Source organism: Halobacillus karajensis, assembly GCF_900108515.1.
Lineage (GTDB): Bacteria > Bacillota > Bacilli > Bacillales > Halobacillaceae > Halobacillus > Halobacillus karajensis.
The window spans coordinates 56,835-69,449 of the sequence record NZ_FNWW01000001.1 but is presented as its reverse complement, the minus strand read 5'-3'; the positions used below and the strand labels follow the sequence as shown (position 1 = coordinate 69,449).

The following is a 12,615-nucleotide window of genomic DNA, read 5'->3' as shown; positions in this document are numbered from 1 at the left end:
GCACGTGGACAACCCCACTGTTAATATAAAAGTTGAAATGAGATATTTTTTTGCTCCGAGCGGGACATAATATGACTGGCTGGGACGTAAAACATCCCGGTTGGCACCATATCAAAGAAGGGGCTTTTTCCATGAGAGCGTTCATCGACTTACAAAAAAAATTATTCCCGGATGTTCTGGAGGTTATTCAACGTCGTTATCAATTGTTGTATTATATCCAGATCATGCAGCCTGTAGGACGCAGAGCATTGGCTGAAAATGTGAAACTTGCGGAGCGTACGGTCCGAAGTGAAGTGGATTTCTTAAACGAACAAGGGGCTGTTGAGATTACTTCAAGAGGTATGCACTTGAGTTATGAAGGGCAGAACATACTAGAGCAGTTAGCTGAGTTTATTAAAGAAGTCTCGGGGATAGGAGTTTTAGAACAACAATTAAAGGATAAATTAAACCTAGACTATGCCATTGTTGTTCCTGGTGATAGTGATGAGCTGAATTGGGTAAAACAAGAGATGGGAAAAGCTTGTGTCCAGTATTTGAAAAAACATATGGTGCCTGATCAGGCCATTGCTATTACAGGTGGTACGACAATGGCATCTGTGGCACAGGTTATGACTCCATTTAAGGGAGCTGATCAGTGCTTGTACGTTCCTGCCCGTGGCGGCTTAGGTGAAAGAGTAGAAAATCAGGCCAACTCTATTTGTGCAGAAATGGCGAAGAAGGCTAAAGGTGATTATCGTCTCTTATATGTGCCGGACCCCCTTAGTGAGGAGTCTTATCAGACGATAAAAGAAGAACCTTCTATTAAAGAAGTGTTGGATATTATCCGTAACGCTGAAATCGTCATCCATGGTGTCGGTGATGCGCTTACCATGGCAGAACGCAGGAAAACATCTCCCGAACAATTGGAATTGATTAAAAAGCATAAGGCTGTTGGCGAAGCCTTTGGTTACTATTTCAATGTGAAGGGTGAGATCGTTCACAAGGTGCGTACGGTAGGACTTCAATTAGAAGACCTGAAAAGTGCTAACCATGTGATTGCTGTTGCCGGTGGCCGCTCGAAAGCTCAAGCCATCTCATCTTATTTCCAACCGGGCCAGAGTAATGTTCTAATTACAGACGAAGGTGCGGCCCAAGAATTAATAAGGGAATTTTCCCTTTAAATAAAATGGATTTCAATCATCCTAAGGAGGAATTTTGAATGACAGTAAGAATTGGTATTAACGGTTTTGGACGTATTGGACGTAATGTTTACCGTGCTTCTTTGAAGAACAATGATGTAGAGGTAGTAGCGGTTAACGATTTAACAGATGCAAATATGCTTGCACACTTGCTTCAACACGATACTGTACATGGTAAACTTGAAGAAGAAGTAACAACGAATGGGGACAATCTAATCGTTGGTGGCAAAGAGGTAAAAGTACTATCTGAGAAAGATCCAGCACAACTTGGCTGGGGAGATCTTGGCGTAGATATCGTTATCGAGTCCACAGGTCGTTTCACTCAACGTGATGACGCGAAGAAACACTTGGATGCAGGTGCGAAGAAAGTAATTATCTCTGCTCCAGCGAAACAAGAAGACCTTACAGTCGTTATGGGTGTTAACGAAGATCAATACGATAAAGATTCCCACCACGTTATTTCTAACGCTTCTTGCACGACAAACTGCCTGGCTCCATATGCGAAGGTTCTTGATGAGAAATTTGGTCTTAAACGTGGTATGATGACAACAGTCCACTCTTACACAAACGACCAGCAGATCCTTGATCTTCCACACAAAGATTACCGTCGTGCTCGTGCAGCGGCAGAAAACATCATTCCTACAACAACTGGTGCAGCTCAAGCCGTTGCAAAAGTTCTTCCACACCTTGATGGTAAACTTAGCGGTATGGCTATGCGTGTACCAACATCCAACGTTTCTATCGTAGACTTGGTTGCAGAACTAGATAAAGATGTTACGGCTGAAGAAGTTAATGAAGCCCTTCGTCAAGAAGCTGAAGGAAACCTTAAAGGCATCCTAGGGTACAGTGACGAGCCACTTGTTTCTACTGACTACAATGGCAATACTCATTCTTCTATCATCGATGGTCTTTCTACACTTACACTTGAAAACAATATGGTTAAAATTGTTTCCTGGTATGACAATGAAACTGGTTACTCTAACCGTTGTGTAGATTTGGCTGTATACCTTAAAAACCAAGGCTTGTAATAACTGAGCCACATTAGAAAATACTATGAAAAAGATGGAAAGGAGGAGGTCTCAGGTCCTCCTCCTTTATCCATGTTTTTTTACATCCTGCTTATCGGCGTTTCTGCAGATTTCATATGTGGAAACGTACATAAGGGTAGGCGATAATCCTGACCATAAACCAAGGAGGTTGTCATTCTATGAATAAGAAAACAATCCGCGATGTTGAAGTGAACGGAAAAACGGTCTTTTGCCGTGTTGACTTCAACGTACCGATGAGCGAGGGAGAGGTCACAGACGACACTCGAATTAAAGCTGCCCTCCCGACAATCAAGCATCTGACTGGAAACGGTGCTAAAGTCATTCTTGCCAGTCACCTTGGGCGCCCGAAAGGGGAAGCCGTTGATGATCTTCGCCTTGACCCTGTAGCTAAGCGTCTGAGTGATGTTCTCGGACAGACAGTTACGAAAACGGATGAAGTATATGGTGATGAAGTAAATCAAGCCATCTCAGAAATGGAAAATGGGGATGTTCTACTTATTGAAAACGTACGTTTCCACCCTGGTGAAGAGAAGAATGATGCGGAACTAGCCAAAGCATTTGCAGATATGGCTGATCTCTATGTGAACGATGCTTTCGGTGCTGCTCACCGTGCGCATGCGTCTACGGCGGGTGTTGCTGAGCATATCCCTGCCGTTGCTGGTTTCTTAATGGAGAAAGAAATTAACGTTCTCGGAAAAGCTCTTTCAAATCCTGACCGTCCATTTACAGCCATTATTGGTGGGGCAAAGGTTAAGGATAAGATCGGCGTCATTGACAATCTGATTGATAAAGTGGATAACTTGATCATCGGCGGAGGTTTAGCTTATACATTTGTCAAAGCGTTGGGGCACGAGATTGGTAAATCCTTGCTCGAAGAGGATAAAATTGATTTGGCGAAAGAATATATGAAGAAAGCCGAAGAGAAAGGCGTCAACTTCCTTATGCCGGAAGATGTTGTGGTCGCTGATGATTTTTCAGATTCTGCGAATAAAAAAGAAGTCGGAATCGACAGCATTCCATCGGATTGGGAAGCTCTTGATATCGGTTCGAAAACGAGAGAAAAATATGCAAAAGCCATTCAAGAATCTAAATTGGTCATTTGGAACGGACCAATGGGCGTTTTTGAAATCGAATCTTTTGCTAACGGCACTAAAGCTGTAGCGAATGCTCTTTCCGAAACAGAAGGATATACAGTGATTGGCGGAGGCGACTCTGCAGCAGCTGTTGAAAAATTCGGATACGCTGAAGATATGGATCATGTATCTACAGGCGGCGGTGCATCGCTTGAGTTTATGGAAGGTAAAGATCTTCCTGGTGTTTCCTTGTTGAATGATAAATAATAAAGGAGAGGTGAAACAGATATGCGCAAAAAAGTGATTGCAGGTAACTGGAAAATGAATAAAAACCACCGTGAAGCGGAAGATTTTATTCAAACGGCAAAAAATGAAGTACCATCTTCTGACCAGGTAGAGTCTATCGTTTGTGCTCCATTTCCTTTTCTACAGAAGCTGGTAGAAGAAACAGAAGGGACAAGCTTGAAAATCGGTGCTCAGAACATGCACTTTGAAGAAAGTGGTGCATTTACAGGTGAAGTGAGCCCGGTTATGTTGAAAGAACTTGGTGTTTCTTACGTAGTACTTGGACATTCTGAGCGTCGTGAAATTTTCAACGAGTCTGATGAAGACGTCAACAAAAAAGTTCACGCGGCATTCAAGCATGGTTTGACACCAATTATTTGTGTAGGAGAATCTCTCGAACAGCGTGAAGCAAACGAAACAATGAATGTTGTTGAGTCTCAGGTGAAAAAAGCATTGGACGGCTTAACAAACGATCAATGTGCACAAACGATTATTGCTTACGAACCTATCTGGGCGATCGGAACAGGACGTACAGCCACATCAGAACAAGCGAATGAAGTTTGTACACATATCCGTAAAGTTGTGAGCGATTTTGTAAATGCAGATGCTGCTGAAGCCGTTCGTATCCAATATGGCGGCAGTGTGAAACCAGCTAACGTTGATGAACTACTATCTCAGTCCGACATCGATGGTGCTCTAGTAGGAGGAGCTAGTCTTGAAGCTGACTCTTTCTTAAAATTAGTGGAGGCAGGTAAGAATGAGTAAGCAAAATCTTGCTGCCTTAATCATCCTTGATGGATTTGCTCTCCGTGATGAGGAGAAGGGAAATGCTGTCAAACAAGCGAATACACCAAACTTTGACCGTTACTGGAACCAATTCCCGCATTCTCAATTAACGGCATGCGGAGAAGCTGTCGGACTTCCAGAAGGTCAAATGGGCAACTCAGAAGTCGGACATTTAAATATTGGCGCTGGTCGTGTTGTTTACCAAAGCTTGACCCGAATCAATCTTTCCATTCGCGAAGGGGACTTCTTTAATAATGAAGTCCTGTTAAATGCCATCCGCGAAGCGAAAGCAAAAGGAAAAGCTCTTCATGTTTTCGGTTTGCTTTCAGATGGGGGGATTCATAGCCATATCGACCATATGATCGCCACATTGGAGCTTGCAAAAGGTGAAGGACTTGAAAAAGTCTTCATCCATGCCTTTCTGGATGGTCGGGATGTTGGTCAGCAATCTGCGAAAATGTATCTTAAACAAACCCAGGAAGCGATTGAAGAAATAGGTATTGGTCAAATAGCTACCCTTTCCGGCCGCTATTATGCGATGGACCGGGACAATCGTTGGGAACGTGTAAAGAAGGCTTATGATGCCATCGCTTATGGAGAAGGTCCAACGTACAAGGATCCGATTAAAGCCGTAGAGGATTCCTATGAACAGGAAGTATACGATGAGTTTGTTGAACCTGTGGTGATGACAGATGAAGATAATCATCCTGTTGGAACAGTAGAAGATGAAGACAGCGTTATTTTCTACAACTTCCGCCCAGACCGTGCGATTCAACTTTCTCGTGCATTTGCTAATGATGATTTTGATGACTACGAGCGTGGCCAGGCACCTAAGAACCTTCATTTCGTCGGTATGACGCAATATAGTGATAAGGTGGAAAGTAAAATTGCTTTCCCTCCAAATGATTTGAAAAACACAGTAGGGGAAGTCCTTGCAGATCACGATATGAAGCAACTGCGCATTGCTGAAACAGAGAAATACCCCCACGTTACGTTCTTCATGAGCGGTGGACGTGAAAAGGAATTCGAAGGGGAAGAACGTATCCTCATCGATTCTCCAAAGGTTGCAACCTATGATTTAAAACCTGAAATGAGTGCTTATGAAGTGACAGATGCCCTTCTAAGTGAACTGGATGCAGATAAGCACAATGCCATTATTTTGAACTTTGCCAATCCAGATATGGTTGGACATTCAGGAATGCTTGAACCGACTATTAAAGCGATTGAAGCAGTCGATGAATGCTTAGGTAAGATCGTTGATAAGATTCACGAAAAAGGTGGACATGCGATCATTACGGCTGATCACGGTAATTCTGATGAGGTGACGACCTTAGATGGAGATGCTATGACAGCCCATACGACCAATCCGGTACCCGTTATTGTGACAAAAGAAGAGGCAGAACTTCGGGATGGAGGAATTCTTGGTGACCTCTCACCAACACTTCTGGAACTCTTGAATATTGAGAAACCTGATGAAATGACAGGACAATCATTAATTAAAAAATAAGGGAGAGATATTAAATGCCATATATTACTGACGTATACGCACGCGAAGTCTTAGACTCTCGTGGTAATCCTACAGTTGAAGTTGAAGTTTATACAGAATCCGGAGCCTTTGGTACAGCACTAGTTCCTAGCGGTGCTTCTACTGGTGAATACGAAGCTGTAGAACTTCGTGATGGTGACAAAGAACGTTATCTTGGAAAAGGCGTTCAGAACGCAGTAGACAATGTTAATGAAAAAATTGCTCCAAACCTATTGGGTATGGATGTAACTCAACAAGTGATCATTGATCAAATGATGAGAGAACTTGATGGCACAGAAAACAAAGGGAACTTGGGAGCAAACGCCATTCTTGGTGTTTCCATGGCTGTTGCTCATGCAGCTGCCGATGTTGTGGGTCTTCCGCTTTACAAGTATCTTGGAGGTTTCACTGCTGCTACATTACCAACACCAATGATGAACATTCTAAACGGTGGAGAGCACGCCGATAACAACGTAGACATTCAAGAATTCATGATTATGCCTGTTGGTGCGCCGACATTCAAAGAAGGTTTGCGTATGGGGGCTGAGATTTTCCACTCTCTGAAAAAAGTTCTTAGTAAAAAGGGATACAACACCGGTGTAGGTGATGAAGGTGGCTTCGCTCCTGACCTGGGATCTAACGAAGAAGCTCTTTCCACAATCATCGAAGCCATTGAAGCAGCTGGTTACAAGCCGGATGCTGAAGTGAAGCTTGCGATGGACGTTGCTTCCTCTGAAATCTACGAGGACGGTAAATATAACCTTAAAGGTGAAGGTGTCGTGCGGACGTCCGAAGAAATGGTGGATTGGTACGAAGAGCTAGTTAACAAATATCCAATCGTTTCCATCGAGGATGGCCTGGATGAAAATGATTGGGAAGGTACGAAGCTTCTTACAGATCGTATTGGTGACCGTGTCCAGCTTGTCGGTGACGACTTGTTCGTTACAAACACAGAGAAATTAAGCCGCGCAATCGAAGAAGGTGTAGGGAACTCTATCCTTATCAAAGTGAACCAAATTGGTACACTTACAGAAACCTTCGAAGCCATTGAAATGGCAAAACGTGCGGGATACACGGCAGTGATTTCTCACCGCTCTGGTGAAACGGAAGATGCGACTATAGCTGATATCGCTGTAGCAACAAATGCTGGTCAAATCAAGACAGGTGCTCCTTCCCGTACAGACCGTGTAGCGAAATACAATCAACTTCTTCGTATCGAAGACCAGTTGCTTGGAACAGCGACATATGCTGGCGAGAAAGCATTCTACAACTTGAATAAGTAATTCTTAAAAAAAAGCCTCTCTGATGATTCAGAGGGGCTTTTTTCTATGATATGATGGGAACATCTATTGAGAAATAGGAGAACTAAAGTATGATGAAGAGAATTATTCAGGTTTTGGTCAGTATGACCCTTCTATATGCGCTCTATACAGGCTATTCCATTTGGACGTTCGGGGAAGGAAATCAAGATGCCTCAGCAGATGCAGCCGTTGTCCTCGGAGCCGCTCAATGGAATGGGAAGCCAAGTCCGATTTTTGAAGGACGCTTGAAGCAAGGGATCGAATTGTATAAAGAAGGACATGTAAAATACCTTGTATTAACAGGGGGTAAAAGTAAAGATGCCGCTTCATCAGAAGCTGTAGTCGGTAAGCAATATGCCATAGAAAATGGTGTAGATGAAGAAGATATCCTCTATGAGAACCGTTCTCTTGTTACGGAAGAGAATTTAATGAATGCCAAAGATGTAAGTGAAAAGAAAGAAATCGATACCTTTTTATTAGTGAGTGATCAATTTCATTTAAAAAGGGCTGTCGCGATGGCTGAGAATCAAGGAATGAGTGTAAAAGGGGTTCCTACTCAATATTCAGCTTACAAAAGCTTTGAAACTAAGGTCCCTTTCTTTTTTAAGGAATGGGGATATTGGATGGGACGTCACGTGACGAAGTTGTTGATTTTGTGAGGTGGACCAATGGAATTATTAGACGCTATTCGAAATAGACGATCGATTCACGAATATAAAAAAGAACGGGTGGCCTCGGAAGTTTTAGGACGTATTTTCTCTGAAGCTGCCTGGGCGCCTACCCACAGGATGAAAGAGCCCTGGCATATTCGAATATACCAGGATGAGGGGAAGAGTGAGTATGCTAAATCTGTATTAGATAGTTATGTTAGGCAAGGTTTCTTCGAAGGGTATGAGGCAGCGAAAGTAGATCAATTAGCATCGGGGATCCGTGATTTCCTTTTAAATATTCCCCACCATGCTTTAATTTATATGGAAAGGGATAAGGATTTTCGTAAATTTGAAGAAGATTATGCCGCAGTATGTGCATACATCCAGAATGTGCAGTTATTGGCCTGGAAAGAAGGAGTGGGTATTCTATGGACGACCAGTCCATATTTGTATGATGCTGAGTTTGCCAGACACATGGGCCTGGATCCGGGCCGTTATAAGCTGGTATCGGTATTGCAAATGGGCTACCCTAAGCGGGTGCCAAAGCCAAAGTCGCGCACGCCTATCCAAAAAAAACTACAAATTTATGATGGAAATGAAAAAAGCTGACGCAGTCAAGCGTCAGCTTTTTTATGGTCCTCTTCCAGATGATCTTCATCAGGCAATGGATCAACGGTGTGTTTATACTCATAGCCTTTAGAAACAGCCATGCCGAACATAGCTGCGATCCCAAGAACAATCGCGATACAGACGAGCATGATTACAGTAAATGCCATGGAAACACATCTCTTTCTTAAATAGCTTTCAGTACACACCTATTGTCCCATAAAGAAGGAGTAAGTACTACTTTACTTGTGTTTTTTCTTTAACAAATGCTACAACTTCTTCTGTTGTACCCATAGAAAGAATTTCATCTTTATAAGATGTCCATTCTTTCTTAGAAAGGTCTCTGATCTGCGTACGTGCAGGGAGAATGGATGTGGCACTCATACTGAATTCATCTAGTCCAAGGCCAAGGAGAAGTGGAATAGCGATCTCATCGCCGGCCATTTCCCCACACATGCCAGCCCATTTACCTTCAGCGTGGGCTGCCTCGATGACATTATTGACGAGGTTTAGAATGGCAGGGTTGTATGGCTGATACAAGTAAGATACTCGTTCGTTCATACGGTCAGCAGCCATCGTATACTGAATAAGGTCATTAGTACCGATACTGAAGAAGTCAACTTCTTTAGCGAATTGGCGTGCAATTACTGCTGTTGCTGGGATCTCCACCATCATTCCGACTTCGATGTTTTCAGAAATATTGTTCCCTTCTTCTTTTAGGTTCGTACGCTCTTCTTCAAGAATAGCTTTTGCTTGACGGAACTCTTCAAGCGTAGCGATCATTGGGAACATGATTTTCAAGTTTCCATGGACACTTGCGCGTAATAAAGCACGAAGCTGGACACGGAAGATGTCATCACGTTCAAGGCATAGACGAATTGCACGATACCCTAGGAATGGGTTCATTTCCTCAGGAAGGTCTAAGTAATCAAGCTCCTTATCTCCACCGATATCCAGGGTCCGAACCACAACAGGTTTATCACCCATTTGCTTTAGTACAGAAGAATAGGCGTCATATTGTTCTTCCTCTGTCGGCAGTTGGCTCTTACCCATGTAAAGGAACTCTGTACGGTAAAGGCCAACCCCTTCGCCGCCATTGTTTAGAACGCCTTCAACATCGTCAGGAGTACCAATGTTTGCGACAAGCTCTACATGGTCTCCTTCAGAAGTGACGGTTGCTTCATCTTTCAACTTCGCCCATTCTTGTTTTTGTTTTTCAAAGTCCTCTTGCTTTTGCTTGTATTCAGTCATTTGTTCTTCACTAGGATTGAGGATGACGTCACCGTTCATGCCATCAACGATAATCATGGTATCCTTCCCAGCCTGGGATGTAATGTTTTTAGTACCAACTACAGCAGGGATCTCGAGGGAACGGGCCATAATGGCAGAGTGGGATGTACGCCCGCCAATATCTGTGGTGAACCCTTTGACAAATTGTTTATTTAACTGCGCCGTATCTGATGGTGTTAGATCGTCAGCAACTATGACAACTTCTTCATTGATCAATGCTGGATCCGGGAATGTAACACCAAGAAGGTGAGCCATCACGCGTTTTGTCACATCATTTATATCGGCTGCACGCTCACGCATATATTCATTATCCATGCTTTTGAACATGTCGATGAACATATTGGCTGTTTCAGATAGTGCTGCTTCTGCATTGACGTTTTCACTCTTGATCTTATCTTCAATAGGGTGGATCAATTCAGGATCACTTAAGACTAGAAGGTGAGCAGAAAAGATCTCCGCGTGTTCATCACCAAGAGACTTTCTTGTATGTTCTTTTATTTTTTCAAGCTCTGTCTTGGATGTTTCTAGAGCTTCATGTAGACGTTTAACTTCTTGTTCCGGTTGCTCGATATCTTTCTTATCGAAAGAAAGGTCTGGAGCTTCCAAACGGTACACTTTTGCAATTGCAATACCACTGGAAGCTGCAATGCCTTGAAGCTGTGTCATGCTGTTATTCCCCCAAGCCTTCATTCTTCATCGTAGTTTCCAAGTGGTCGATGGCCTCTTGTTCGTCACTGCCTTCGGCCGTAATTTTTACTTCAGCGTCTGCTGGGATACCAAGACTCATGATACCCATAATCGATTTTAGGTTTACAGACTTTTCTTTGTAATGCAGGTTGATATCAGACTCGTATTTACCAGCATTTTGAACAAGTACAGTAGCAGGGCGAGCGTGTACACCGTCAGATGATGTTATTTTAAATGTTTTTTCTACCATTTATAATTCCTCCTTGAAATTAGATGTTGTTAATGAGATACCCTAACTTTATTATTTTAAGCCTTTTCGATGTCTTTTTTCAAGAATCCTACAATAATTGCTGAAAGAATTGATCCGGCAATAATTGCCACTAAATAAAGGACGATTTGCATGAATCCACCTTCCACAAGTGGTGTTACGATCACACCACCGTGCGGGGCGCGTAAACCGATGCCGAAAAGCATTGTCAGCATCCCTGTAAGAGCACTACCGGCTACCATTGAAGGGATTACTCGCGCCGGGTCGGCAGCAGCAAATGGAATCACTCCTTCTGTAATGAAGAAAGCCCCAAGTGGATAAGCCGCTTTTCCTGCTTCACGTTCTTGCTTCGTAAATTTATTTTTGAAGAAGGTCGTTGCTAGACCCATAGCGAGAGGTGGGACCATTCCACCTGCCATGGCAGCTGCTATAAATGTATAGTTCCCAGCATCTAGTGCGGCGATACCGAATGTATAGGCCGCTTTGTTAACAGGGCCTCCCATATCTACAGCCATCATTCCCCCAACAATTAAACCTAAAAGAGCGAGATTAGATCCACTCATGCTTTCAAGTAAATCAAACAACCAAGTATAAACGCTCGTTAACGCAGGGTTGATCAGTAACATGATCATTCCTGTACCGAAAATCGCGAGTACGGGATAGAAGAGAACCGTTTTCATCCCATCGAGAATGGCTGGTAAACCTTCTAACCATTTTTTAATGAGCAAGGTTAAGTAACCAGCTAAGAAACCAGCAATTAAGCCGCCAAGGAAACCAGAACCATTATCAGCACCCTCGACCGTTTGAGTAATCGCAATAAAACCGCCAATCATACCAGGAGCAAAGCCAGGTCGATCGGCGATACTCATTGCGATGAAACCGGCCAGTACAGGAACAAGTAAGAAGAAGGCAGCATCTCCGCCAATGGTTCCTAGCATTTGTGCGAACTGATTATCTGATTCGATACCGAAGAAGAAGGAAATCGCTATTAAAATCCCTCCACCGACAACGAAAGGCAGCATATTAGATACACCGTTCATTAAGTGTTTATAGAAGCCAGTACGCTGATCTTTTTCCTCTGAAGCCTCTTTTTTGCTTCCTCCCCCGTGATACACGGGAGCATCTTTATTTACGGCTTTATTTATCAATTCCTCTGGTTCATGAATCGCTTTTGCGACAGGGACTTCGATGACTGGCTTGCCATTGAATGGTTCCATATCGACTTTAGTGTCTGCAGCAACAATGATGGCGTCCGCTTCTGTGATATCCTCATCAGTCAGTCGGTTTTTAACGCCACCGGACCCGTTGGTTTGGACTTTAATGTTCACGCCCATTTCCTTTGCTGTAGCCTTCAATTTATCAGCAGCCATAAAGGTGTGAGCAATACCTGTTGGGCAGGCAGTCACGGCTAAAACTTTTCCGGTATGTTGATCTGGCGTATCGCTCTCATCTTCTTCCTCTGCTTCTTTTGCATTAATCGCTTCAATAACATCTTCTTCTGTTTTGGCTGCTTCCAATTGTTCGCGAAATTTAGTATCCATTAAAAAGGAAGAAAGGCGAGAAAGTGTTTCTAAGTGAGTGTTATTTGCACCTTCAGAAGCAGCAATCATGAAGAATAGATTTGTCGGTTGTCCATCCAGGGACTCATAATCCAGGCCCTTCTGTGAGCGGCCAAAAGCAATAGCAGGCGTTTGAACAGCTGATGTCTTTGCGTGTGGAATGGCGATACCTTCCCCAATTCCCGTCGTACTTTGTTCTTCACGGTCGTTGATGGCTTTTTTAAATGCATCACGGTCCTTAAGTTTACCTGCTGCATCTAATTTACCAACGAGTTCGTCGATCGCTTCAGGTTTAGAAGCAGCAGACATTTGAAGCAATATGGTGTCTTTCGTCAATAAATCTGTTATTTTCATGGTG

At 43.3% G+C, this 12,615-nt stretch carries 12 protein-coding genes; 8 read left to right on the top strand and 4 right to left on the bottom strand.

Features of this window, described 5'->3' with window-relative positions; translation table 11 throughout:
• Positions 1 to 131: 131 nt before the first annotated feature.
• The 8 genes from BLW54_RS00360 (at position 132) to BLW54_RS00325 (ending at position 8,456) form a co-directional block, all read left to right on the top strand.
• The gene (locus BLW54_RS00360) at positions 132 to 1,160 is read left to right on the top strand and encodes a sugar-binding transcriptional regulator (RefSeq protein WP_074733348.1); all 1,029 of its coding nucleotides are present in this window, start codon (positions 132 to 134) and stop codon (positions 1,158 to 1,160) included.
• Between the two features lie 38 nt (positions 1,161 to 1,198).
• Positions 1,199 to 2,206: a type I glyceraldehyde-3-phosphate dehydrogenase gene (gene gap, locus BLW54_RS00355; protein WP_035506038.1), complete on the top strand. Its 1,008-nt coding sequence runs from the start codon at positions 1,199 to 1,201 to the stop codon at positions 2,204 to 2,206.
• Between the two features lie 179 nt (positions 2,207 to 2,385).
• A complete protein-coding gene (locus tag BLW54_RS00350; RefSeq protein ID WP_074732949.1) occupies positions 2,386 to 3,567 on the top strand; it encodes a phosphoglycerate kinase in 1,182 nt (393 codons plus the stop codon).
• 21 nt (positions 3,568 to 3,588) lie between these two features.
• The gene (gene tpiA / locus BLW54_RS00345) at positions 3,589 to 4,350 is read left to right on the top strand and encodes a triose-phosphate isomerase (RefSeq protein ID WP_035506035.1); all 762 of its coding nucleotides are present in this window, start codon (positions 3,589 to 3,591) and stop codon (positions 4,348 to 4,350) included.
• Positions 4,343 to 5,878, top strand: coding sequence for a 2,3-bisphosphoglycerate-independent phosphoglycerate mutase (gpmI, locus tag BLW54_RS00340; protein WP_035506033.1), 1,536 nt, complete (start codon positions 4,343 to 4,345; stop codon positions 5,876 to 5,878). Before tpiA ends, gpmI begins: the two co-directional genes overlap by 8 nt.
• A 14-nt stretch (positions 5,879 to 5,892) precedes the next feature.
• Positions 5,893 to 7,179: a phosphopyruvate hydratase gene (gene eno, locus BLW54_RS00335; protein WP_035506031.1), complete on the top strand. Its 1,287-nt coding sequence runs from the start codon at positions 5,893 to 5,895 to the stop codon at positions 7,177 to 7,179.
• A gap of 89 nt (positions 7,180 to 7,268) precedes the next feature.
• Positions 7,269 to 7,856: a YdcF family protein gene (locus BLW54_RS00330; protein ID WP_244153454.1), complete on the top strand. Its 588-nt coding sequence runs from the start codon at positions 7,269 to 7,271 to the stop codon at positions 7,854 to 7,856.
• Between the two features lie 9 nt (positions 7,857 to 7,865).
• Positions 7,866 to 8,456: a nitroreductase family protein gene (locus tag BLW54_RS00325; RefSeq protein WP_074732948.1), complete on the top strand. Its 591-nt coding sequence runs from the start codon at positions 7,866 to 7,868 to the stop codon at positions 8,454 to 8,456.
• 5 nt (positions 8,457 to 8,461) lie between these two features.
• Here the strand turns inward: BLW54_RS00325 and ytzI are convergent, their stop codons facing one another.
• The 4 genes from ytzI to BLW54_RS00305 all read right to left on the bottom strand — a co-directional run bounded on the left by ytzI (position 8,462) and on the right by BLW54_RS00305 (position 12,611).
• Entirely contained in the window at positions 8,462 to 8,623 is a 162-nt protein-coding gene (gene ytzI / locus BLW54_RS00320; RefSeq protein WP_074732947.1) for a YtzI protein, read from the bottom strand.
• 67 nt (positions 8,624 to 8,690) lie between these two features.
• Positions 8,691 to 10,409, bottom strand: coding sequence for a phosphoenolpyruvate--protein phosphotransferase (gene ptsP, locus BLW54_RS00315; RefSeq protein ID WP_074732946.1), 1,719 nt, complete (start codon positions 10,407 to 10,409; stop codon positions 8,691 to 8,693).
• A 4-nt stretch (positions 10,410 to 10,413) separates the two neighbouring features.
• Complete coding sequence (locus BLW54_RS00310) at positions 10,414 to 10,680, bottom strand: phosphocarrier protein HPr (protein ID WP_035506024.1); 267 nt, start codon at positions 10,678 to 10,680, stop codon at positions 10,414 to 10,416.
• Positions 10,681 to 10,736: 56 nt separating this feature from the next.
• Positions 10,737 to 12,611 carry a PTS fructose transporter subunit IIABC gene (locus tag BLW54_RS00305; RefSeq protein WP_074732945.1) on the bottom strand — a complete coding sequence of 625 codons (1,875 nt, stop codon included), beginning with the start codon at positions 12,609 to 12,611 and terminating at the stop codon, positions 10,737 to 10,739.
• Positions 12,612 to 12,615 lie beyond the last annotated feature (4 nt).